Source organism: Thalassobacillus pellis (genome assembly GCF_016908295.1).
Taxonomy (GTDB): Bacteria; Bacillota; Bacilli; order Bacillales; family Halobacillaceae; genus Thalassobacillus; species Thalassobacillus pellis.
Genome location: NZ_JAFBDO010000001.1, coordinates 1,175,668 through 1,199,132, shown reverse-complemented (window position 1 = coordinate 1,199,132; position 23,465 = coordinate 1,175,668). Strand labels below are relative to the sequence as shown.

The window sequence follows — 23,465 nt, the reverse complement described above, 5'->3', positions numbered from 1 at the left end:
TCTTTGTATTTTCATCATAAAGCGGTTACAATGCTTTTCTCAATACAATCTAAATGCATGTTTGGCAGAGGTAACGTGACAGAATTTAATAAGTACCTTGAGAAACACTTGTCAAAAGCAGTAAAAAACACAATTGCTCCTTTCCAAGCCAACAGAAACAATGAAAAAGCTGAAAGCAAAACCGATAGCCTACCCCTTCAGCAAAGGGCTTAATTTGGCAATCGATGCTTCCAGCCTTTCAGCATTTTTCTTATACATATCTTTGGCTTCTTTTGAATCTGTGGCCAGTGCGAACAACTCCAGGTCCGCCTGGCATTTTTTCATACTGGCAAGCAGGAGCGGTCTTTCCTGGGAAGATGGGACCTGAATTTTGTCATCATACAAATCGGCGGTAAGTTCCCCATAAGCATTGATCTGGCCGAGGAAAACATTTTCCAGTGTCACCCCGAGTTTGTCCAGCTCGGATTTGAGCCAGCCGCGATTTTTCCCAGCTGAAGTTAGAGGCTCATCTAATATTTCTCCGTCCATAATTACGGTATGGGGTTCTTTTTCATTGATAGCGGGCATACCGAGGTCTTTGCGTGTAACAGGGCGGGCATCCTTTTTGGGAAGCACACTCAGCTTTCCGTCTGCTTCTAATACGGCGTATTCCAGGTCGGCAATATCAAAGATATCTTTCTCTCTCAACAATTGAAGCAGTTCATCCGTGGTGTACTTTTCCTTTTTCAAATTCTCTTCAAGCACTTTGCCATCCTTAATGATGACAGTCCCTTTGCCTTCTACAAAATCCCGGACTCGCTTAGAATGAACCGACAGGATTTCAGTAAAAAACGGCAGTACGGCAAATATCAGGATGCCAATAATTCCGTGCCAGATGTTATTATCGAGTCCCATGATCACTTCGGCGGCAATACTTCCGATGGTGATGCCAGTGACATATTCAAAAAAAGACAGCTCGGACAATTGCTTTTTACCAAGAAGTTTCGTCATTAAAAACAAGATGATTACAAACAGGAAACCTCTTACAACTACTTCTAACCAATCTGGCATTCCGGAATCCTCCTTTTAAAAGCCTTTATATTGTTCTTCCTCCCTTTCCAGCTTGCTTACCCGTTCTCTGATATCCTGCTTGATTTCCTCCATTACAAGCATTTGTTCATGAAACAGCCGCTTTGTTTCCTCATCATTACTGTGAAGGGCAAGCGTGGAAAGTCCTGCTTCCATGCTTTTTAGCATGGCTAGACATTGCTTAACTTCTGCACCGATCGTCATCTTAACCGCTCCTTAACCCTTAGGTTTGAATATGATTGCTGCAATTGTTCCGAAGATGATTGCCGCTGAAATACCGGCACTTGTCACTTCGAACATTCCAGTAACCACTCCGACAAGTCCATGCTTTTCTGCTTCTTCCATTGCCCCGTGAACCAGCGCATTCCCGAAGCTTGTAATCGGCACGGTTGCCCCGGCTCCGGCGAAATCTATCAATGGTTCATACAGACCGAACCCGTCCAAAATTGCTCCCAACACCACTAAGGCGCTTAACGTGTGCGCAGGAGTAAGCTTAAAAACATCGAACATGATCTGACCTATTACACAGATCAGTCCCCCGACAACGAATGCCCAAAAGAAAATCATGCCTCCCCACCTCCAAATTCAATAGAAACAGCGTGAGCGATACACGGAATTGTTTCTTTTTGCTGAAAAGTTACCGGAGAGAGCAAAGCACCGGTTGCAACTACAAGCATCCGCTTAATTTCTCCTTTTTTCATCCGGTTTAATAAATGTCCATATACAACAACAGCCGAGCATCCAGCTCCGCTTGCACCCGCCAAAACAGGCTGTCCTTCCCGGTAAATCATCAATCCGCAATCCTGAAATTGCTCCTCATTGATGTCGGTGCCGTGTTTTTTCAGCAAATCGAGAGCCACCTCGCGGCCAATGTGCCCTAAATCACCAGTCACAATCAAATCATAATAAGAAGCGGTAATATTCCTTTCCTTCAAATGAGTTTCGATCGTATCGACAGCAGCAGGCGCCATTGCTCCTCCCATATTGAAGGGATCAGACAAGCCCATATCAACCACCTTGCCGATCGTCGCCGAAGTTACAACAGGGCCTTCTCCCTTATCTTTCACTAGCGATACTCCTGCTCCGGTAACTGTCCATTGGGAAGTGGGCGGTTTTTGTGCTCCATATTCCGTCGGGTAGCGGAACTGCTTTTCTACGGCGGCATTATGGCTGGAAGAGCCCGTTAAAATACACGAAGCGCCGCCATGGTTAATGAGGAAGGCACTTAATGCCAATCCTTCCATCGACGTCGAACATGCCCCGAATAAACCAAGGTATGGAGCACCCACTGTTTTGGCAGCGAAGCTTGTCGGCGTAATCTGGTTGATCAAATCTCCTGCCAGAAAAAACTCTACCTGCTCTTTCGTGACTTCCCCCTTTTCGATAGCCCGCATAGCTGCTTCTTCCAGCATTACTTTATGGGCTTTTTCAAAGGTATCTTCTTTCAGCCAAATATCCTCATGGAGGATATCAAAGTCATCCGCTAACTTTCCATTTGCCTCAAATGGTCCCCCGACTGTTCCTGTGGATACGATTACCGGCCGTTTTTCAAAGACCCATGTTGCCATTACAACCCACCCCACTGAATAAGAATCGTCTTGATCAAAGCAATGAGAAAAGCCGCGAAAACACCTGTCATGATTACAGATCCAGCGAGCTTGAACATATTGCCTCCCACACCAAGGATGAACCCTTCTGTACGGTGCTCGATAGCTGCAGAAATAACTGCATTCCCAAAGCCTGTAACAGGGACTGCAGTACCTGCACCGCCAAATTGCGCCATTCGATCATACACACCAAATCCGGTCAGCAGCATAGCGATGAATACCATGACAGCGACTGTCGGGTTTCCTGCCGTTTCTTCCGTGAAATTAAAATTATAAATGAAGAACATTTGAATGAATTGACCGATCAGGCAGATGAATCCGCCGACAAAAAAAGCTTTGACACAATTCTTTAAAACTGGCCGCTTCACTTCTCGCTGATTTTGGAATTGCTGGTATTCTTGTTGCGCAGGGGTGAGATTCTTTTTTTTATCAGCCATTGCCGGGCACCTTCTTTACGTTTTTTCCTTCGAAAGTTTAATGATCCGTTCTATTTCCTTCTTCCATTTCTTCTTTCCGATACCACCTTCACTGAGCTTTCCTTTCAGCTCCATGACTTCTAAATGGATTTTTTTATCCATCGATAGTGTCACCTCATGATCGGGAAATTGCTTTTTCGCTTGTCTGTTCATTTTCTTTTCGATTTTTTTCAAAGAAAACCGTTCATTATGGGGAACCTGGGCAGCAATCAAAAGCTTTTTTCCATCATTGACAGCCTGGACATCTTTAAGATGATTCTCCTCTTTTAATTGCTTTTCTGCATTTCGGGCAATATCCTGATTAACAATCTCTGCTGTTCCTACTTTTATCGGATCGTTAATTCCAGCTCCCGGCTCTGCACCGGGCTGATTCTGGCATCCGGCCAGCAAAGCACCTGTAATTACAACACTTAATAGCCAGTACATTCCCTTCACCACCTTTAACGGTCGAATAACAGAAAAGGCCAGCCCATATGCTAACCTTTTGCTTATCCTTCCCCATTATTGTTGTCTATATTGCGGTTCCTCCTGCTCGATTTCCGCCACTCTCGGTTCCAAATTATCGATGATTGCCTGTGTTTGCTGAGCAGCCTGTTCGTACAGCTGTTTCGCCTGCTGGTTTTCCGTTCCCAATGCGAATGTTTCAAAGCTGGCCTGGGCACTTTTCAGTCCTGCCATCGTCTGCTTGACATCACTGATTACTGTCATAAATCTCTCTCCTTTACTATTTTTTTTACAAATGTTATTTTCTTCTACTCTTATGGTTTTATGATTTCCTTTTTTTTGAAAATGTGATTTCCTTACATTCATAAAAAAGTTATAGCGGGGATACCAATAAACTTGTTAGAAAGCTTATGAAACCATACAATAGGCAATAGACAGCTTTTCGAACATACCAGAATAGAAAGGGAGATTACACCATGGCAATTCAAGTAAAACAGGAAGGCAATGTCTACACAATTGAACCAGTTAAAGGAAAGTCCCTGCTTGCGACCGCTTTTGAACAAGAGGTACCGCTTGATTATAAATGCCAAAAAGGGAATTGCACCCGTTGTAAGGTAGAACTGGTGAAAGGCGAAGAAATTGTGAACAAGCCGACTCCAAAAGAACACGAACAAATCGAGGATGAACTGCCTGAAGGCTACCGCCTCGCCTGCCAGACCGTACCATTGAAATAGAGAAGACAACCTAATAGGATGAACGTGGCCAATGAAAAAGTCTTTTATAACCTAAAGAAGCTGTTAAAGCTTGTTGTTGATTCTCCCGAATCGCTTGCCGGCGGATGCTTTCCGCGGGCACGGCCTCTGCTAACTTGGTCAAGAAGACCACTTGACCAAGTGGATCTTCGGCTCGCGCTGTTCCCGCAGGCGTCACCGCCTCTCGCTCATCGGGGAATCAACCATGATATAACTGTATAGCTTTATAAACTTTAACAGCAACCAATCTAAACAGAGTGGGCAGCCTCTCCCAAATAGGTGATCCACAATGAAAAAAGATTTCTTTCATACAAAAAATCGCCTCAATCGTTATAATGTAAGCGGTCAAGCCTACAATAACGAAAAGTGAGGCGATTTTTTAGTCATTCAGGACTTTATATTATCTGGAGAATACATGGTCACCAATGATTGTGGTAACTTCACGTGATTCGAGATAGGAACTGTCAGCTTTATCCGGGTTATAGAAAAACAAAGAACCATGTCCGAGACCATGATAGGCAAGTGCCTCTTCTACGGCATGCTTGGATTCTTCACTCGCTGGTTGATTGATAGTGCCGTTCAGCACTGGGGAAAATTGATAACCATCGTATATGACCCCATGGATGGAATCCGGGAATAGATCGCTGTCCACGCGGTTTAATACAACTGCTGCAACAGCAACTTTACCACTGTATGGCTCCCCTTTCGCTTCAGCTTCAACCAATCTTGCCAATAGATCCTTCTCCGAAGCTGTGATAGTAGCTGGGATGGTAAGTGTTTCTCCTGTCATAATCATGTTGTTTTCCTTATCATTTGCTTCTTTCAAATCAACTACAGAAACTCCATATTGCACACCAATTTTATATAGTGATTCCCCTTCTTTGACTGTATGAGTCTGGCCGCTTGCATGTACCTGTGCTGTGATTCCTAGAGAAATCACGATTGCAAGGGCTGATATTATCATATTTTTGAAACTCATGTTGCTACCTCCCTCTGAAAATTCATCCATTACAACCTAACATGATATAAGCGCCCTATCATTACTAAATATTTTCCAACATTACCATCCACAGGTTATCGATAGAAATCCGAAAATAAAACATAAACCTGTCCATCACGCTCATATAATGAACTATATTTCAAATAGAAAGGGGAGGATGGGGTGCCGCCAATATCTGACCGGATCAGCAGTTTACCACCGTATTTATTTTCTATCTTCCAAAAAAAGAAACGAGATTTAGAAGCACAAGGCGTCGATGTTATCGACTTAGGAATAGGTGCGCCAGATTTACCGACTCCTTCATTCATTATAGATCGACTTGTCCGGGAAGTCCGGATACCTGCCAATCATGTTTATTCCCCCTATACCGGCTGTTTAGAATTTCGCCAGGCTGTCGCACATTATTACCAAAAAAACTATGACATTGCTCTGGATCCTGATACAGAAATCCTGGCTCTGATTGGCTCAAAAGAAGGCATTGCCCATATGATATCTGCTGTTATGAATCCAGGGGATACAGCTCTCATACCGGATCCTGGCTATCCTGTTTACCAGTCTGCTGTCCATCTGGCTGGTGGTAAAGCAGAATTTCTGAAGCTGGATCCCGAAAAAAATTACCGGCCTGATTTTGACAACGTTCCGGAAGGCGTTCGCAAAGATGCCACGTTGATGATCCTGAACTATCCAAGTAACCCGACAGCCGCCACTGCAGACCTTGATATTTTTGAAGAGTCTGTTGCATTTGCAGAAAAATATAACCTTGCCATGATTCACGATGCTGCTTACAGCTCCCTGACATTCAACGGCTACAAGGCACCGAGTGCCCTGCAAATTCCCGGGGCAGCCAAACAAGTCGTTGAATTCGGTTCGTTATCCAAAACCTTCAACATGACAGGATGGCGGATCGGCTACGCTGTCGGAAACAAAGATTTGATCAAAGCGCTTTCCATTTTTAAAAGCAACACCGACACCAGTCAGTTCCTTCCGATACAAAAAGCAGGTGCTGAAGCGTTGTACAGTGATTTTTCAGCGGTAGAAGAGAACATTACCATCTATGACGCGCGCATGGCGATTATGCTTGAGGCATTAAATGAAATTGGTGTTACCGTCCAAAAACCTAAAGGTACATTTTTTATTTGGGCTCCCGTTCCCGCCGGATTCACCTCCGCAGGCTTTGCGGAAAAAGTGCTGGAAGAAGCCGGAGTCATCATCACTCCTGGTAACGCATTCGGACCCTCTGGAGAAGGCTATTTCCGAATTTCACTCTCTGTTGAAACCAATCGGCTGAAGGAGGCTGCTGACCGAATGAAGGCAGTGCAGCCAGGGGGGAGTAAATCATGAGTATTATTAGGCAGGCAACAATGACAGGCGCAGAAGGTATTGTGCACAGTCTTGAAATAGAAGGCATTTCAAAGGTTTTTTGTGTGCCTGGGGAAAGTTATCTCCCTGTGTTAGATGCCATTTATGAAACAAACAGCATCGATCTCATTTCTACAAGGCATGAAAGCGGAGCGTCTTTCATGGCTGAAGGTTACGCCAAAGCGACCAGAAAGCCAGGTGTTGTTATGGCAACCAGAGGTGTTGGTGCAGCTAACCTGTCGATCGGCGTGCATACCGCCTTTCAGGATTCAACACCGATGGTTGTCTTTTTAGGACAAGTAGATAGTCATTTCCTTGGCAGGGAAGGCTTCCAGGAAGTGGATCTGGTGCAATTTTTCAAGCCGATTGCAAAATGGTCTGTTGAGATCACCCACGCCAGCCGTGTACCTGAATTAGTGCAGCGTGCTTTTCGGATTGCCCAATCAGGACGCCCCGGTCCAGTCATCGTTTCCTTGCCGGAAGATATGTTGAAACAAGAGGCCCATCTAGTATTCAGTAACCCGGTAAACAGACCGGCCCCTTCCCCATCACATCAGGAGATCAATTCTGTGGCAGCATGTCTTCAAGAGGGTAAACGTCCGCTTATTATCGCGGGAGGCGGAATCAAGAGTGCCTATGCCGAGGATGAGCTCCTCGCTTTTGCTGAAAAATATCAAATACCTGTAATGGCAGCCTTTCGGAGACACGATGTTTTCCCAAATAACCATGAATTATATGTCGGACATTTGGGGCTGGGAACAAATGCTGAGGTACTGGAAACCGTTCGACAGGCAGATGCCATTATAGCCCTTGGAACGAGACTGTCAGAAGTGACGACACAAGATTACTCTATCATCTCTAATAAGCAAACGCTCATCCATATTGATATTGATGCTTCTATTCTAGGAAGTGTTTTTCCGCCTGAGATCGGTATCGTTGCCGATATGAAGGCAGCCCTATCCGCTCTTTTAAAATTGGAACTGCCATCATACTCACGAGACTGGGCGAATACACGGCGAAGGCATTACGAAAAAGCCTCCCACCTTGAACTGAAAGTTGACCAGGAGCTGATTGACAACAGCCAAGTGATGGCTCATCTCCAAAAAGCACTGCCGGAGGATGCCATACTCACCAATGATGCCGGTAATTTTGCAAGCTGGCTCCATACGTTTTATCAATTTAGAAAAAAGAGAACATATATCGGTCCGACTTCAGGCGCGATGGGGTATGGTATGCCTGCTGCACTCGGTGCCAAGCTTGCTTTTCCTGGTAAAACAGTCGTTTCTTTATCCGGTGACGGCGGATTCATGATGACCATACAGGAATTAGAGACTGCCGTTCGTTATCAAATCCCCATAATCAGCATCGTTTTTAATAATCAAATGTATGGCACTATTCGCATGCATCAGGAAATTCATTTTCCGAATAGAATATCCGGCACGGAATTAGGCACTGTCCAATTTTCCCAATTAGCGAAAAGCATGGGAGCTGATGGTTTTTTCGTGAATAGTATGGCGGATTTTAAATATGTCTTTAATAAGGCACTTAAAAATAATAGGCCAACAGTGATTGAAGTGCCAATGGATAAAGAGCAGATCACTATCTCACGCACGATTACACAATTACGGACCCGATGAAATTCAAATAAGGAGGTTACACAAACCATGGAAAACCCTAATATTGAAAAGCGCCTGGTGAATTATATTGATGGAGAATGGGTGCTGCCAGTTAAAAACGATTACACCCCTGTACGTAATCCTGCAACAGGAAAAACGATTACAAGTGTACCGCTATCAGGAGAAAAAGATGTCCTCGCAGCAGTGACAGCCGCAAAGAAAGCCCAAAAAGAATGGGCTTTGGTTCCGGCACCACAACGAGCGGAACTCTTGTTCCGGGTAGGTTCCCTCATGAAGGAACGGAAAGAAAAACTGGCAAGCATACTTACTATGGAAAATGGCAAAGTCATTGAAGAAGCCCGGGGGGAAGTGCAGGAAGGAATCGATATGGCCTACTATATGGCCGGAGAAGGACGCCGCCTTTTTGGACAAACTACTCCTTCCGAGCTGAAAAACAAATTCGCCATGAGCACCCGGGCGCCCGTCGGTGTAGTCGGAATTATTACACCATGGAATTTCCCGATAGCTATTGCAACCTGGAAGTCATTCCCTGCTATTGTGGCTGGTAACAGTGTCATCTGGAAACCTGCTACGGAAACACCGTTGATGGCTTATGAACTTGCGAAAATATTTGAAGAAGCGGGCTTACCGGCAGGAGTTGTGAATGTTGTCTTCGGATCAGGAGCAGAAGTCGGGGAAGCCATGATTGACCACGATGATATCAGGGTCATATCCTTTACCGGATCCAATGATACTGGCCGGGTCATCGCAAGTAAATGCGGCATGAAATTGAAGAAAGTTTCGCTCGAAATGGGCGGTAAAAATGCTGTAATCGTCATGGATGACGCGGATTTATCCCTTGCTGTCGAAGGGATATTATGGAGTGCTTTTGGGACAAGCGGTCAAAGGTGCACTGCATGCAGCCGTGTCATCGTCCATGAAGATGTCAAAGAGGAACTTACCGAGCGGCTGCTGCTTGCCATGGAGCAGCTTACCATCGGCAATGGACTTGATGAAAGTGTGAAAGTCGGCCCGATCATCAATGAGAAGGCACTGGAAAAAGTAGATCGCTACGTCCATATCGGCAGACAGGAAGGCGCTACCCTTCTTGCTGGCGGATATGTTCTAAATGAAGATAAATACTCTTCCGGTCACTACTATGCTCCAACCCTATTTACAGATGTGCGTCCAGATATGCGAATTGCTAAAGAAGAAATTTTCGGCCCAGTCGTTTCTTTAATAGAAGTGAGCAGTCTTGAAGAAGCGATTGACGTGAACAATAACGTAACTTTCGGTTTATCCAGCTCCATTTTCACGCAAAACATCAATCAGGTGTTCACGGCCCAGCGTGACTTGGATACAGGAATCGTATATGTCAATGCAGGTACGACCGGCGCGGAAATCCATCTGCCATTCGGAGGGACGAAGGGTACAGGTAATGGCCACCGAGATTCCGGCCTGGCTGCATTGGACGTATTCACAGAGTGGAGAAGCATTTATGTTGATTTCAGCGGAAGACTTCAGCGGGCACAAATTGATACGGAATAATTTGATCAGCAGTAAGGGGGTTTTTCTATGAAAATAGCAGTACTAGGTTCTGGACTGATGGGAAAAGAAGCCGCCCGGGATCTTTGTCAAAGTCCAGGTGTCACCAAAGTGACACTCGCAGATATTGATAAGGAAAAAGCAGAAAAAGTAGTGAAACAGCTCGACAGCCCGATTTTATCAGCAGCGAGCCTCGATGCTGGGAACGAGCAGGAATTAGGAGATTTTATCAGCAATTATGATGTTATCATCAATGCCTTGTTTTATTCCTTTAATGAAATTGTCGCCAAAAAAGCAATTGATGCAGGGGTCCATAGTGTTGATCTTGGGGGGCATATCGGCCATATGACCGACCGTGTCCTTAAACTGAAGGACAAAGCGAACGCTGCCGGTGTCACCATCATTCCAGATTTAGGAGTCGCACCTGGGATGATCAATATTCTGTCAGGCTATGGTGCTGGGAAACTTGAAAAACTGAAGGCAATCCGGCTGTATGTTGGTGGAATTCCAGTCCAGCCTGAACCGCCATTTGAATATAACCATGTTTTCTCCATGGAAGGGGTATTCGACCATTACACCGACCCCTCGCTGATCATCAGGAATGGAATGAAACAAGAAATTCCTTCATTATCAGAAATAGAAAAAGTATATTTCGACAGGTTCGGACCCTTAGAAGCGTTCCATACAGCAGGCGGAACCTCGACATTATCCCATTCGTTTCCACAAGTAGAGACATTGGAATATAAAACGATCCGCTATCCAGGCCATGCTGAAAAATTCAAGCTTCTTGTCGATTTGAATTTGACGCGTAATGATTATTTCGTCGACATCAAAGGAAGGAATGTAAGTCCCAGAGAGGTATTCCTCAAGGTGCTCGACCCGATCGTTGACCTCAAGGATAAAGATGATGCTGTATTGCTTCGCGTAAAGGTAACCGGGGAAAAAGACGGTCTGACAGAAACATTTTCTTATGAAATGACTACCTTCAAGGATCGGACCAATAACGTAACAGCCATGGCACGAGCAACCGCGAATACCATTTCAGTCGTCGCTCAGATGCTTGGAAATGGTACGATTACCAAACGTGGTGTCTATCCACCAGAGCAAATCGTCCCGGGAAATAATTATATTGCCGAAATGGCGAAGCGCGGTGTCACCATCCATGAATCCCGGCAAACAAAAGAAATACTTAAATAAAGGGTACAGCTGCAGGTTCTAAATCAAAACATATATAATGGGAAAAACCGTGGAGAAAAGTGAATTCCCCACGGCTTTTCTTTGTGGTAGTTATTTCCCTGTTTAACTTGTAAAATCTCTGCAACAATCAGAACAAAGAAGCTGATTCAGGGTCCGCTATCCCTGAATCAGCCTTTTTTTCTTGTCAGATGATTTTTTTGATACGGAAGTTTTCTTCAAGCAGCACCCAATTCTGCGGGAATGGATAGCCTAAAACCCAATAACTGACGCCCCTTAGCCCATACTCTTTAACAGTGTCGAATTTTGCCTGCGCACTTCTCGCATCCTCGAACCAGACTTCATGGCGGATACCCTGTTCGTCGACATAACGATAAAACGGTGATTCAGCAACTGTATCGTATTGAATGGCTGCTCCATAGCTGATAGCCCGTCGGACAGCCTTCTGCATGTCAAATGTCTCTGCTTCCTGCCCTTCCACATGAGGAATCACCCAGTCACGGGCATACAGTTGAAATCCCATGAATATCTTATTCCTCGGTATGACAGATACAGCATAATCAAGAACTCTCCGTATTTCATTCAGAGGAGATATCGCCCGCGGCGGTCCGAGCCTGTACCCCCATTCATAGGTCATTAAAATGACAAAATCGACAATTCTACCATGCGCTTCGTAATCATGTGCTTCGTATAACAGTCCTTTCTGGGCTGCGCTTGTTTTTGGAGCCAGGGCTGTAGAAACAAAATAGCCGTATGGATGCAGGCGATCCACCGCCCGCTGCAGGAATTGATTGTACTTTTCACGATCTGCCGGATATACATTTTCAAAATCAATATTCAAACCTAAATATCCTTTATTTTCCATTGTTGTTATAATATTAGATAGTAATTCATTTTGTATATCTACACTTGAAAGGATTGTCCGGGCAAGGTCTGAGCCTGGGTCAAGATAGGTAAAGTTGGTAATACACATCATCGGTGCAACCCTTTCCTCATAAGCTGCAGCGATAATAGCCTGATCGTTAATAGGGTTCAAGTTACCGTCTTCCCGCATGATATACGCGAAAGGACTCGCATACGTTAATAAGTCTCCAACTTCCCGGATATCTTCAGCACCGGTTTCCCCTATATTAATCGTATAAGCATTCACCTCGATAGCCGGTTTAGGAAAAGGAAGCGATATGGCAGTCCCCGGATAAATGAGCGCAGGATCTTGAATCCCATTCAGCTTTACAATTTCTGCAACAGTCGTACCGTATCGCCTGGCGATTTCCCATAGTGTTTCACCTGGCTGAATCGTATGGGAACGTGCAGGAATGATCAGACTTTGCCCTGCTGTAAGCACGTCAGGATCAGCAATTTGGTTTGCCTGAATGATTGCCGGCAGAGGTACACGGTAATATTGGGCGATACGCCACAATGTATCACCTGGACCAACTATATGCTGCCTGGCCGTGACAGGAATTATGAGTGCCTGACCGATCAGTAAACGATCCGGGGATTCCAATTCATTCGCATCAGCGATTGCTCCTGCAGTTAACCCAAAATGCTGGGCTAGCCCCCATAATGTATCCCCGCTTTCTACCACATGAATGAGCATTTACATTCTCCCCCATATCCTTTATTTCCAATATAAAATCCGGAGCACACCGAAGGCTCCGGTAAAAATCGATTAAGATTCATACGGCCAGGCGGGTAACATGTGATCAAGTGGCTTATCTTTTCGATAACCAAGTACATACTCTGCCTGCATTATAGTATGGATTTCCCTGGTCCCTTCGTAGATGACAGGCGCTTTGGAGTTCCTCAAATGACGTTCTACCGGATATTCATTGGAATAGCCATATGCCCCGTGTACTTGGACTGCATCATCTGCTGCCTGGTTGGCAAAATCGCATGCCTGCCATTTGGCTAGCGAGGTTTCTCGTGTGTTACGTTTCCCCTGATTTTTCAGTTCACCTGCTCTATAAACAAGCAGCCTGCTCATCTGCAGTCCTGCTTCCATCTTAGCGATCATCTGCTGGACGAGCTGATGCCGGCCAATCTCCTTTCCGAAGGTTTCGCGGTCATGACAATATTCGACACTCGACTCGAGACATGCCATGATAAGTCCGCAGGCCCCGGCGGCTACAGTAAATCGGCCGTTGTCTAAAGCAGCCATAGCAATTTTAAAACCGTCCCCTTCTTTTCCCAGCAGATTCCTTTCCGATATTTTCATATCTTCAAAAAACAACTCTCCTGTATTTCCAGAACGGATGCCGAGCTTTCCTTTGGTCGCTTTGGAGGAAAATCCGGGTGTATTTCTCTCAACAATAAAGGCGGAAATACCATGGTGTTTTTTTTGTTTATCGGTATAAGCAAAAACAAGGAAGTGATCGGCCGTATCGCATAGCGATATCCAGGTTTTCTGACCGTTCAGAATGTAATAATCTTTCTCTTTTCTGGCAGTAGTCTGCAATGCTGCTACATCAGAACCCGCCCCCGGTTCGGTCAAACCGAAAGCACCTAATCTTTCCCCTTGTGCCTGAGGAATAAGGTATTTCTGCTTCTGCCATTCATTTCCCCATTGAAGTAAGGTGAGTGAATTCAAACCGATATGGACCGATACAGCTGTACGAAATGCCGTGTCCCCTCTTTCCAGCTCCTCACAGACGATAGCGAGAGAATTATAGTCCATTCCGCTTCCCCCATAAACCTCCGGAATACATACTCCCATCAACCCTAAGTCCGCCAATTTGCTATATATACTTGGATCGAATTTCCCCTGTTCATCCCATTCCTGTATATATGGCATGATTTCCTTATCGACAAAACTTCGGACAGTTTTTCTTAAAAGCAGCTGTTCTTCTGTAAAATCAAAATTCATCCTTTGTCCCTCCTGATTCCTTGGTTAAAAATTCTTTTAGCCATTCATCGTGCTCTCCTGGATCTGGCGGATGGGATTTATATGCAACAGGCGTCCGAGAAAGCTTTAAAGGGCTGCCAACCACCTTTATTTTTCCTGCAGTCGGGTGATCCATTTCCTGAAACATCTCTCTTGCTGCCATTTGCGGATCACTTTCAAGCTCCCTGAGGTTCTGAATTGGACCGCACGGAATGTTTTCCTGATCACAAACAGATTTCCAATAAACTGTCGGTTTCTGTAAAAACGCTTCTTGTAACTGTTTTTTCAGCTCAAAGCGATTTGCTACCCTGGCAGGATTTGTCCGATAGCGTTCATCGGCAGACAATTCTGGTTTCCCTGCCAATTCACACAAACGCTGGAACTGCCGGTCATTGCCTACAGCAATCACCATTTCGCCGTCCTCTGTCCGAAAGGTCTGGTAAGGAACGATATTCGCATGATGGTTTCCTAGCCGTTCAGGCACTTTCCCTGACATCAAATAATTACTGGCTATATTAACAAGCGAGCTGACTGCTGTGTCATATAAAGCAAGATCGACTTTTTGACCAAATCCTGATTGTGTACGCTCCTGTAAAGCTGCCAAAATACCAATACAGGCATATAATCCCGTTAAAATATCAGTGATAGCCACGCCGACTTTTTGCGGCCCGGAATTCTCGTCTCCAGTTATACTCATCAACCCGCTCATCGCCTGAATAACAAAGTCATATCCAGGGAGATCCTTATAAGGGCCTGTTTCCCCATATCCTGTGATGCCACAAAATATAAGACCGGGATTTTGTTTTTTTAATTGCTCATATCCAAATCCCAGCCGTTCCATCGTTCCTGTCTTGAAATTGTGGATGACCACGTCACAAGATGAAACCAGCTGTTCAATCTTTCTTTTTCCTTCACCTGATTTCAGGTCAATGGTGACGCTTTTTTTATTCCGGTTGGCGCATAAATAATAAGCACTCACTCCATTTTGAAATGGTGGTCCCCATTTTCTCGTCTCATCGCTGCCGCCTGCAGCTTCCACTTTAATCACTTCTGCTCCGAGATCCCCAAGAATCATGGTACAGTATGGACCAGCTAGAACCCGTGACAGGTCAAGTATCTTAATTCCTTCCAAAGCTCCGCTCATCACTGCCCCTCCTCACTCTGGCTCGTCCTCGTAGAGGCTTAATAAAAAAATCGCATATCCCGCTGTTCTATATGTATGAATCCCAGCTCCCTAACATGTCCAAAATACAGGATGTTTAACTTTACGACATACGCATACCCTATGTGTACAACGAACAGAAAGAGGTTATAATATGCGTCTGGAAGATAAACTATTAGCGATGGAAGATTATGATACAGCTATGCTGACAGAAGAAATGCTGAAACAAGTTCAGGATTTAGAAAAGAAGCTTCAGGTCCGTTCCAATGAACCCGTGATTTTGATTGCTTACACACATCGTTAAGAGAAAAGGCACATTACCACATGTACCACTGGAAGTTGATTTTCGAGTATCGCTTGCCGGCGGATACGTGCAGCGGGCAAGGCCTTAAGCTATGATCGATCAAGAAGATTGACCAAGTGTCTTCGGCTCGATCTTTTCTCACTGTCGTAACCGCCTCTTTATAGCGGGATTAACAATGAGGCATTATAAATTTCAACAGCGAGTCTAAAAGAGTGAGAGCTTTCAGGAAGAGGGTACTTACTAACATGACAGGGCATAGAACCCCATAAAGTGAAAGACAAAGCGGTCGGTATGGCACAAAACTCCATACCGACCGCTTTTTAAACCATGACTTTCCTAAAAAATCCGTTTTTCTCTACCTAATTGTGCGTCATTTAAATTTACATAATTTTTCAAATTTGTTAATGTAGTGTTACAAAGGTACGGAAACAATCTGATAAAGGGGATTTTTAATGAAAAAATCATATTGGTGGATATTTGGAACTGCCATAGGATTAGTCCTTATCGCATCGAGCATTTATATTTTCCTGGCAGTTTTCAATACGAATAAAGAAAAAGCAAGTGGAGAAGAAGAAGCAACAGAAGCGAAACACGAAGAAATGTTGAATAATGTAGGGAAACAAGACCAGGAGATCACACCATCCGAAGTCCCTTCAGAGACCGAATTCCAGTCCATGATCCATCATTTGACCCATCAGAAAGTCGAAGCTGACGAAAAATGGGGAAAACTGCAGATAACACCTGAACGAATCGATAAGATGTTAGCGATCCTCACTGCTGTTGAAGGGACCGAAACCTATGAATTCGAAGATGTTTATCGGGATATTCTCAAACCTTGGGATGAAGGAAACTTTGACAATGCCGTCAACGCACATAATCGAATTTGGCAATTACAAGGAGGTACAATCGGCAAAGCTACCGGTTTACTAAGTGAGGCAGAAGAACAGGAGTATATAGAAAAAAATTATTAAGTGATTCCCAGAATATCATACAAAAGCCCATCGTTCCTTTTCAGGGAAACGGTGGGCTTGTTTTGCACTTTAAGAAAGTTTAACTTTGTTAAAGGAATAAAGTATAAGTAAAACGAAGGCCGCCTTTGCTATAAGGACTAGGCGACAAGACAATTTTTTCTTTCGTATAATTATTATAAGAACGCCCCCGGCAGGATTCGAACCTGCGGCACACGGTTTAGGAAACCGATGCTCTATCCCCTGAGCTACGGGGGCAATGTAATGAAGGCACAAACTATATTATACAAAATTTCCTGTGATTTGAAAAGATTTTCCCGTTAATAAAATCTGCCTGGCTACTCAAATTGCTACAATTGTATGGTAGAATATAACCTGTCTGTCAGAACGTCTCGAATTTTGTCTCTGAATGGTTAAGGAGGAAGAAAGATGGAACAAATACCTTTCATTGCTGTGGAAGGCCCGATCGGGGTAGGAAAAACATCCTTGTCAAAAAAGATCGCTTCCCATTTCAATTTTCAGCTGCTGCAGGAAATTGTCGAAGAGAATCCTTTTTTGGGCAAGTTTTATGATGATATAGAGGAATGGAGTTTCCAGACGGAAATGTTTTTCCTCTGTAACAGGTTCAAACAGCTCGAGGATATCGAGAAAAAATACTTACAATGCAATAAATCGGTAGTTGCCGATTACCATATTTCTAAAAACATGATTTTTGCCCGCAGGACATTGCAAAAAGACAAATTTGAAAAATATGCGCAAATCTACGACATACTTACTCATGATATGCCTAAACCGAACATGATGGTATATCTCGACGCCAGCCTGGATACGCTGTTGGAGCGCATTCGCATGCGTAACCGTGGAGTGGAAGCGAATATTCAGCCATCTTATCTGGAACAACTTTCCCGGGACTATGAAAAATTCATGGATCACTTTGAACTGACCCACCCGGAGATTCCTGTCATCCGCATCAATGGGGATGACATGGATTTCATAAAACACCAGGAGGACCTTAATGACATTCTCAGCGAGGTCGAACAGCATCTATGTAAAGGAGAAGTTATCAAATGAACGTAAGAGAACGATACGGCATTCCTCACGACAGTGTCATTACGATTGCCGGGACGGTCGGTGTCGGAAAATCAACGATGACCCATGCGCTGGCAGATGCCCTTAAATTTCGGACCTCCCTGGAAAAAGTAGAAACGAACCCTTATTTGGACAAGTTTTATCATGATTTTGAACGTTGGAGCTTTCATCTGCAGATATATTTCCTGGCAGAACGTTTCAAAGAGCAGAAAAAAATCTTCGAATACGGTGGCGGCTTCATTCAGGACCGATCCATTTACGAGGATACAGGGATATTCGCCCGCATGCATTATGAAAAAGGGACAATGTCAGAAATCGATTACGAAACGTACACCAATTTGTTTGATGCCATGGTGATGACCCCATACTTTCCACATCCGGATTTATTGATTTACCTGGAAGGCTCTTTTGAAGACATTCTTACCCGTATCAAAAGCCGGGGACGCCCAATGGAACAGCAGACTCCTGTCGAATACTGGGAGGAAATGTACCAGCGTTATGAAAATTGGATCGACAATTTCAATGCTTGCCCGGTTCTTCGTCTCAACATTGCTGATTATGATCTAGTTCAGGATGAAAACAGCCTGGAGCCAATTTTGGATAAGATTGGACACTTCATCAATCAGTCCCGTAAATGGCGTTCAAGCCGTCTTTTGACATAATAGAAGTTATTAAAGCCGCTACTTATAAAGTAACGGCTTTTTTTTAGGAAGAACAGAAAAAACGAAGGACAAATTGTCCTTCGTTTTTCATATAATCTCCAAATTTATGCGCTTTGTTTGTATATATGGCGGAGGAGGAGGGATTCGAACCCCCGCGGGGCGTAAACCCCCTGGCGGTTTTCAAGACCGCTCCCTTCAGCCAGACTTGGGTACTCCTCCGTCTTGTCCGACAAAAATTAATATATCATTAAATTTGTCGAGCTGTCAACGGACATGTGAAAAGAATTAATTTTGCGATAATTTTATGGCATAGCAAGAAAAATCATATAAAAAGGTTACGTTGGCATATTTATATCAGAGCCAATATTCATCTGATTGTGACCAAAGATTCCCGAACATTTAAAATGTGCCCCTGAATAATGTTGGTTTCTGAAAAGGTATGATTGAAAAAACGGCCTGTTTGGATTTACTCTGACCAAACAGACCGTTTTTTATTTGATTTTAAAGTCTTAAGTGTAGGGAAAATATCAAGTGAATTTTTAGATGGGTTACTGTTGACGTTAATAACGACATACCGTTATATCAATGTTGGTTCCACGATGAGCGAGAGGCAGTGTCGCCTGCGGGAACAGCACGAGCTGAAGATCCACTTGGTCAAGCGATCTCCTTGACTAAGTTAGCTGAGGCCGTGCCCGCGGCAAGCATCTGCCGGTAAGCGGTTCGTGAGAATCAACGATAAGTTTTAACAGCACTTTAGATTATAAAGGATTTATTTAAGCAACTCCTCCATATATTACTTGATTATTTCTTTTCCGCCCATATATGGTCTTAGGACTTCTGGGACGACCACTGTTCCATCTTCCTGCTGGTAGTTTTCCAAAATAGCAGCGACTGTACGTCCGATAGCGAGACCAGAGCCATTCAACGTATGGACGAATTCCGGCTTACTGTTTGCTTCCCGGCGGAAACGGATGCCTGCGCGTCGTGCCTGGAAATCTTCAAAATTAGAGCAGGAGCTGATTTCCCGGTATGTGTCATAGCTTGGCACCCAGACTTCAATGTCGTATTTTTTAGCTGCAGTGAAGCCAAGATCACCGGTACACATGCTCATAACCCGGTAAGGCAATTTCAACAGCTGCAGGACTTTTTCCGCGTTGCCTGTAAGTTCCTCTAACATATCATAAGAGTCTTCCGGTTTAACGAATTGGACGAGCTCTACTTTATTGAACTGATGCTGGCGGATCAAGCCGCGGGTATCTCTGCCGGCAGATCCTGCTTCAGAGCGGAAACAGGCACTGAATGCGACATATTTTCCCGGTAAATCAGCAGCATCCATGATCTCTTCCCGGTGGTAGTTGGTTACGGGAACTTCTGCTGTCGGTGCAAGGTAATAATCCCAGTCAGCAATTTTGAAAGCATCTTCTGCAAATTTCGGCAGCTGGCCTGTGCCTGTCATGGACGTACGATTGACCATGTAGGGAGGCAGCATTTCCTGATAGCCATGCTCATCAGCATGCAGATCCATCATGAAGTTCAGCAATGCCCGTTCAAGCCTTGCTCCCAGTTTTTTGTAAAAGACAAACCGGCTTCCTGTGACTTTGGATGCCCGCTCAAAATCAAGGATATCAAGCTCTGTTGCCAGGTCCCAGTGGGCTTTTGCATCAAACCCGAAGTCTGGAAGTTCACCCCATTTACGGACTTCGACATTATCGTCTTCATCCTCGCCGACTGGTACACTTTCGTGTGGGATATTCGGGATGGAAAGCAAGAGGTTTTCCAGCTGTTCTTCAACCGTTTTTAATTCGGTATCTAATTCCTTGATCTGGTCACCGACTTCCCGCATTTCTTTGATCATCGGTTCCGCGTCTTTCTTCTCACGTTTCAATACAGAAATTTCTTTAGAGACATCATTCCGCTTTGCTTTCAACTCTTCTGTTTCCAGGATCAGTTCACGTCGTCTGCTATCGAGGTCGCCAAACTTGTCAAGATCACTCAAGTCTTCCCCGCGATTTTGGAGCTTGCTTTTCACTTCTTCAAAATTGTTACGTAAAAACTTCATGTCCAACATGGCATGCTTCCTCCTTTAATTGGTTGTTTTTATCAAAATAAAAAGCTCCCATCCCTGAAAAAGGGACGAGAGCTTCAATTCCCGCGATACCACCCTGATTGGAGACTTCTAATGTCTCCCGGCTCAACTTCGTTAACGGCGAATCACCGGATTTGCCTACTGGCGTTTTCAGCAAATCAGCTCAAGGATGGATTCACAGCTTCCTTCCGTCAGTTCCCACCAGCCACTGACTCTCTTTAGAAAGGTACCCTGTTACTATTTCCTGTCATTGCAAGTTTTCATTTCAATTGTTTGTTTATAAAGAATAGCGAATTTCTTATCAGGATGCAAGCGTTTTTTTCGACTCTTCCACCATGGTGACGAAATGAGCCGTCAATCGATGATCATCCGTCAGTTCCGGGTGGAACGCACAGGCAAGGTATTGACCTTGCTGTGCAAGGACGATCCGGTCATTATAAGAAGCTAGAACATCTACTCCAGCACCTGTTTCCAAAATATATGGCGCACGGATAAAGACAGCGTTATAAGCCTCTGCCACTCCTTTGATATCAAGGTCGGCTTCAAAGCTTTCCCTTTGGCGTCCAAACGCATTCCGTTCTACCTTAATGTCCATCAATCCCAGATGGTGGTGGTCAAAGCCAGCAATTTCAGAAGCGAGCAGGATCATCCCTGCACAAGTTCCGAAAATTGGTTTGCCCTGTTTTCCAAATTGGCGTAACGGTTCAAGAAACTCATATTTATCAATCAGACGGCGCATCGTTGTGCTTTCGCCGCCTGGAATAATCAAGCCATCAATGTCATTCAATTGTTCTACACGTTTGATGATGATGCCTTCAGCACCGGAAGCTTCTACGGAACGGATATGCTCACGAAACGCTCCTTGAAGCCCCAACACACCAATTCTAATCATGATGCATGTCTCCTTTTTATTGGCTGCGGTCGGCCATACGGTCAGCTGGCGTCAATGTGGACATTTCAATGCCAGTCATCGCTGTGCCAAGACCTTTGGAAAGTTCCCCAATAAGCTTGTAGTCTTCATAATGTGTTGTCGCTTCGACAATCGCACGGGCGAATTTTTCTGGGTTATCAGATTTGAAGATACCGGATCCAACAAATACGCCGTCTGCTCCAAGCTGCATCATCAGTGCTGCGTCTGATGGTGTAGCTACACCGCCGGCAGCAAAGTTTACAACTGGCAAGCGGCCTTCTTCACGAATTTGCAGTAAGATTTCAAATGGCGCTCCGTTTTCTTTGGCATAAACCATTACCTCATCCTCTGATAAACTGCGAAGGTGGCTGATTTGAGATTGAACTTTACGGATATGATTCACGGCTTCCACAATGTTTCCTGTGCCTGGTTCCCCTTTAGTACGGAGCATGGAAGCACCTTCTCCAATACGACGGGTCGCTTCTCCAAGATCACGGCATCCGCATACAAATGGAACGGTAAAGTCCCGCTTGTTGATATGGTAAATATCGTCAGCTGGGGTCAATACTTCACTCTCATCAATATAATCAACGCCCATAGCCTCAAGCACACGTGCTTCCACGATATGGCCGATACGTGCTTTTGCCATTACAGGAATGGAAACGGCGTTCAATACTTCTTCAGTAATAGTCGGATCTGCCATACGTGCCACTCCGCCTGCTGCACGGATATCTGATGGAACACGTTCAAGGGCCATAACTGCTACAGCGCCCGCTTCCTCTGCTATTTTTGCCTGCTCGGCGTTTACGACGTCCATGATGACGCCACCTTTTTGCATTTCTGCCATTCCGCGTTTTACTCTGTCCGTACCTAATCTTGACATGATGTCTCCTCCTATTTCCCTGTGTTATATATTTTTACTAAAAATTTGAATTTCAGTCTACTTGACAATTATAACGTATCTTTATCCAAATTCCTACTCATGAAATCGGGATTAAAACCATCCTGTAACAGTATCTACTGCACCGTTAAAAATATCCCCGAAAAAGTCACCGACGGCCCCGACTGACAACATGAACCAATTGGATTTTTCTACAGCAGAAGAGGTAACCACTGCTACACTCTGGCTGCCCTTTTCATCAGGAACAATGTTTCCAAGTTCTTTTCCTCCAGTATGAACAAGCGTGGCTGTACCAACTTTTGCTCCTTTTTCTACCGGCGCGGTCAATTGATCATCTTTGTTCAGTTGCTTTTCATCGTAGGTGTATTTCAACTTATAATTTTCTTCTTCCCCGCTTTTTACAACGGTTTTAAGAACAGCACCTGTTTCGACTGCTACCTGCTCTTCCTTACCTTTTGTAACAGGCAGTGCTGCTTTTTCTTTAAGCTGATGACCTGCAGGGTACATTTCTTTAATTTCAAATTGGTTAAAACCATAATCCAGTAATTGACGTGTTTGTTCAAAACGGGACGCACGGCTGTCAGCCTTCATAATTACAGAAATTAGACGGCGTCCGTCACGTTCTGCAGTCCCTGTGAAACAGTTCCCGGCAAGTTCTGTATAGCCCGTCTTCATTCCGTCCATGCCTTTATAGCCGAATTGGGACAAGTATCCAGGCATGTCAGGGAGCATCCAGTTCCAGTTGATGATTTCCTGTCCGTCAAATTCTGTCTTCGTAATACTTGAAAAGTCCATTGCTTCCGGGTAATCTTTTATGAGGTTATAAGCAAGAAGTGCAGCTGATCTCGCTGAAAGCAGATTTTCTGCATCGGGCTCCGTACCTTCCGGGTGATTTTCTCCTAGTAAACTATTAGGCAATCCGGTTGAATTGACAAATTTGTAATCAGGAAGACCCATTTCCTTCGCTTTTGCATTCATCATTTTAACAAATTCGCCTTCCGATCCAGCAACAAGCTCAGCCAAGGCAATAGTCGTACCATTATCGGAATTGATTGCCATTGCTTCATACAATTCGCGCACCGTATAATCCTGGCTCTGCGTCAATCCGACCCCTGAAAAATTACTATTAGCCGAAATAGAATAGGCATAATCGCTGACTTGCGTAGTCGTATCCCAGGAAATTTTACCTTCCTCGATCGCTTCCAAAACTAAATATTCTGTCATCATCTTTGTCATACTGGCCGGAGGCAGCGTCAAATCTGCTTCCTTTTCAAATAGAATTTGTCCAGTATTGAAATCTACTAAAATGGCGGATTTCGCCTCTATATCTACTTGTGCATATGTAGTGTCAGGTTGGACAAATCCTATCAATGTGATCATGATAGCCAGGATGACTGCACATGATGTTTTAAACTTAAATTTCAACTTACTCGACCTC

The 23,465-nt window shown here is 44.4% G+C and carries 25 protein-coding genes, 2 tRNA genes and 1 other annotated feature; of the genes, 10 read left to right on the top strand and 17 right to left on the bottom strand.

Annotated features, from left to right (window positions below; translation table 11 throughout):
• Positions 1 to 189: 189 nt before the first annotated feature.
• From JOC33_RS05570 to JOC33_RS05540, 7 genes are all read right to left on the bottom strand, one after another.
• A complete protein-coding gene (locus tag JOC33_RS05570; protein ID WP_205091455.1) occupies positions 190 to 1,050 on the bottom strand; it encodes a DUF421 domain-containing protein in 861 nt (286 codons plus the stop codon).
• A gap of 15 nt (positions 1,051 to 1,065) precedes the next feature.
• Positions 1,066 to 1,272, bottom strand: coding sequence for a DUF1657 domain-containing protein (locus tag JOC33_RS05565; RefSeq protein WP_205091454.1), 207 nt, complete (start codon positions 1,270 to 1,272; stop codon positions 1,066 to 1,068).
• 12 nt (positions 1,273 to 1,284) lie between these two features.
• On the bottom strand, positions 1,285 to 1,635 hold the full coding sequence (gene spoVAE / locus JOC33_RS05560) for a stage V sporulation protein AE (RefSeq protein ID WP_205091453.1): 351 nt from the start codon (positions 1,633 to 1,635) through the stop codon (positions 1,285 to 1,287).
• The gene (gene spoVAD, locus JOC33_RS05555) at positions 1,632 to 2,636 is read right to left on the bottom strand and encodes a stage V sporulation protein AD (protein WP_205091452.1); all 1,005 of its coding nucleotides are present in this window, start codon (positions 2,634 to 2,636) and stop codon (positions 1,632 to 1,634) included. The genes spoVAE and spoVAD overlap by 4 nt, the downstream gene beginning before the upstream one ends.
• Positions 2,636 to 3,112, bottom strand: a complete 477-nt coding sequence (gene spoVAC, locus JOC33_RS05550; RefSeq protein WP_205091451.1) for a stage V sporulation protein AC — start codon at positions 3,110 to 3,112, stop codon at positions 2,636 to 2,638. The genes spoVAD and spoVAC overlap by 1 nt, the downstream gene beginning before the upstream one ends.
• A 15-nt stretch (positions 3,113 to 3,127) precedes the next feature.
• A complete protein-coding gene (locus JOC33_RS05545) occupies positions 3,128 to 3,577 on the bottom strand; it encodes a YhcN/YlaJ family sporulation lipoprotein (protein WP_205091450.1) in 450 nt (149 codons plus the stop codon).
• A gap of 75 nt (positions 3,578 to 3,652) precedes the next feature.
• Positions 3,653 to 3,859, bottom strand: coding sequence for a DUF1657 domain-containing protein (locus tag JOC33_RS05540; protein WP_205091449.1), 207 nt, complete (start codon positions 3,857 to 3,859; stop codon positions 3,653 to 3,655).
• A gap of 212 nt (positions 3,860 to 4,071) precedes the next feature.
• Between JOC33_RS05540 and JOC33_RS05535 the strand changes: the two genes are divergently transcribed.
• Both JOC33_RS05535 and JOC33_RS05530 read left to right on the top strand, forming a co-directional pair.
• Positions 4,072 to 4,329 (top strand): 2Fe-2S iron-sulfur cluster-binding protein, encoded by a 258-nt coding sequence (locus tag JOC33_RS05535; RefSeq protein WP_205091448.1) that lies wholly within the window; start codon positions 4,072 to 4,074, stop codon positions 4,327 to 4,329.
• Between the two features lie 24 nt (positions 4,330 to 4,353).
• Positions 4,354 to 4,569 (top strand): hypothetical protein, encoded by a 216-nt coding sequence (locus tag JOC33_RS05530; RefSeq protein WP_205091447.1) that lies wholly within the window; start codon positions 4,354 to 4,356, stop codon positions 4,567 to 4,569.
• Positions 4,570 to 4,747: 178 nt separating this feature from the next.
• Here JOC33_RS05530 and JOC33_RS05525 read toward each other — a convergent pair whose 3' ends face one another.
• Positions 4,748 to 5,326 carry a cell wall hydrolase gene (locus JOC33_RS05525; RefSeq protein WP_205091446.1) on the bottom strand — a complete coding sequence of 193 codons (579 nt, stop codon included), beginning with the start codon at positions 5,324 to 5,326 and terminating at the stop codon, positions 4,748 to 4,750.
• Positions 5,327 to 5,509: 183 nt separating this feature from the next.
• Between JOC33_RS05525 and JOC33_RS05520 the strand changes: the two genes are divergently transcribed.
• The 4 genes from JOC33_RS05520 to JOC33_RS05505 are packed head-to-tail and all read left to right on the top strand — an operon-like array spanning position 5,510 to position 11,064.
• Positions 5,510 to 6,688: an LL-diaminopimelate aminotransferase gene (locus JOC33_RS05520; RefSeq protein ID WP_205091445.1), complete on the top strand. Its 1,179-nt coding sequence runs from the start codon at positions 5,510 to 5,512 to the stop codon at positions 6,686 to 6,688.
• A complete protein-coding gene (locus JOC33_RS05515) occupies positions 6,685 to 8,343 on the top strand; it encodes a thiamine pyrophosphate-binding protein (protein WP_205091444.1) in 1,659 nt (552 codons plus the stop codon). The genes JOC33_RS05520 and JOC33_RS05515 overlap by 4 nt, the downstream gene beginning before the upstream one ends.
• 27 nt (positions 8,344 to 8,370) lie before the next feature.
• Positions 8,371 to 9,870, top strand: coding sequence for an aldehyde dehydrogenase family protein (locus JOC33_RS05510; RefSeq protein WP_205091443.1), 1,500 nt, complete (start codon positions 8,371 to 8,373; stop codon positions 9,868 to 9,870).
• Between the two features lie 27 nt (positions 9,871 to 9,897).
• Positions 9,898 to 11,064: a saccharopine dehydrogenase family protein gene (locus JOC33_RS05505; RefSeq protein ID WP_205091442.1), complete on the top strand. Its 1,167-nt coding sequence runs from the start codon at positions 9,898 to 9,900 to the stop codon at positions 11,062 to 11,064.
• 184 nt (positions 11,065 to 11,248) lie between these two features.
• Here the strand turns inward: JOC33_RS05505 and JOC33_RS05500 are convergent, their stop codons facing one another.
• The 3 genes from JOC33_RS05500 to JOC33_RS05490 all read right to left on the bottom strand — a co-directional run bounded on the left by JOC33_RS05500 (position 11,249) and on the right by JOC33_RS05490 (position 15,089).
• A complete protein-coding gene (locus tag JOC33_RS05500; RefSeq protein WP_205091441.1) occupies positions 11,249 to 12,661 on the bottom strand; it encodes a glycoside hydrolase family 18 protein in 1,413 nt (470 codons plus the stop codon).
• Positions 12,662 to 12,733: 72 nt separating this feature from the next.
• On the bottom strand, positions 12,734 to 13,927 hold the full coding sequence (locus JOC33_RS05495; protein WP_205091440.1) for an acyl-CoA dehydrogenase family protein: 1,194 nt from the start codon (positions 13,925 to 13,927) through the stop codon (positions 12,734 to 12,736).
• Positions 13,917 to 15,089, bottom strand: coding sequence for a CaiB/BaiF CoA transferase family protein (locus tag JOC33_RS05490; protein ID WP_205091439.1), 1,173 nt, complete (start codon positions 15,087 to 15,089; stop codon positions 13,917 to 13,919). Before JOC33_RS05490 ends, JOC33_RS05495 begins: the two co-directional genes overlap by 11 nt.
• Before the next feature lie 172 nt (positions 15,090 to 15,261).
• On the opposite strand from JOC33_RS05490, the gene JOC33_RS05485 reads away from it, so the two are divergent.
• The gene (locus JOC33_RS05485) at positions 15,262 to 15,411 is read left to right on the top strand and encodes a hypothetical protein (RefSeq protein WP_205091562.1); all 150 of its coding nucleotides are present in this window, start codon (positions 15,262 to 15,264) and stop codon (positions 15,409 to 15,411) included.
• A 452-nt stretch (positions 15,412 to 15,863) separates the two neighbouring features.
• Positions 15,864 to 16,382: a DUF6241 domain-containing protein gene (locus JOC33_RS05480; protein ID WP_205091438.1), complete on the top strand. Its 519-nt coding sequence runs from the start codon at positions 15,864 to 15,866 to the stop codon at positions 16,380 to 16,382.
• A gap of 182 nt (positions 16,383 to 16,564) precedes the next feature.
• Here the strand turns inward: JOC33_RS05480 and JOC33_RS05475 are convergent.
• Positions 16,565 to 16,637, bottom strand: a tRNA-Arg gene (locus JOC33_RS05475).
• 171 nt (positions 16,638 to 16,808) lie between these two features.
• Here JOC33_RS05475 and JOC33_RS05470 point away from each other — a divergent pair.
• Together JOC33_RS05470 and JOC33_RS05465 are read left to right on the top strand one after the other, a co-directional pair.
• Positions 16,809 to 17,450: a deoxynucleoside kinase gene (locus tag JOC33_RS05470; RefSeq protein ID WP_205091437.1), complete on the top strand. Its 642-nt coding sequence runs from the start codon at positions 16,809 to 16,811 to the stop codon at positions 17,448 to 17,450.
• Complete coding sequence (locus JOC33_RS05465) at positions 17,447 to 18,130, top strand: deoxynucleoside kinase (RefSeq protein WP_205091436.1); 684 nt, start codon at positions 17,447 to 17,449, stop codon at positions 18,128 to 18,130. Before JOC33_RS05470 ends, JOC33_RS05465 begins: the two co-directional genes overlap by 4 nt.
• Positions 18,131 to 18,256: 126 nt before the next feature.
• On the opposite strand, the gene JOC33_RS05460 is transcribed toward JOC33_RS05465, so the two are convergent.
• From JOC33_RS05460 to JOC33_RS05440, 5 genes are all read right to left on the bottom strand, one after another.
• Positions 18,257 to 18,349, bottom strand: a tRNA-Ser gene (locus tag JOC33_RS05460).
• Positions 18,350 to 18,923: 574 nt separating this feature from the next.
• Positions 18,924 to 20,198 (bottom strand): serine--tRNA ligase, encoded by a 1,275-nt coding sequence (gene serS, locus JOC33_RS05455; RefSeq protein ID WP_205091435.1) that lies wholly within the window; start codon positions 20,196 to 20,198, stop codon positions 18,924 to 18,926.
• Between the two features lie 58 nt (positions 20,199 to 20,256).
• Positions 20,257 to 20,476: a binding site (T-box leader), on the bottom strand.
• A gap of 41 nt (positions 20,477 to 20,517) precedes the next feature.
• Positions 20,518 to 21,108, bottom strand: coding sequence for a pyridoxal 5'-phosphate synthase glutaminase subunit PdxT (gene pdxT / locus JOC33_RS05450; protein ID WP_205091434.1), 591 nt, complete (start codon positions 21,106 to 21,108; stop codon positions 20,518 to 20,520).
• 16 nt (positions 21,109 to 21,124) lie between these two features.
• Complete coding sequence (pdxS, locus tag JOC33_RS05445; protein WP_205091433.1) at positions 21,125 to 22,009, bottom strand: pyridoxal 5'-phosphate synthase lyase subunit PdxS; 885 nt, start codon at positions 22,007 to 22,009, stop codon at positions 21,125 to 21,127.
• Between the two features lie 111 nt (positions 22,010 to 22,120).
• Positions 22,121 to 23,452, bottom strand: a complete 1,332-nt coding sequence (locus JOC33_RS05440) for a serine hydrolase (protein WP_239533978.1) — start codon at positions 23,450 to 23,452, stop codon at positions 22,121 to 22,123.
• Between the last annotated feature and the right edge of the window lie 13 nt (positions 23,453 to 23,465).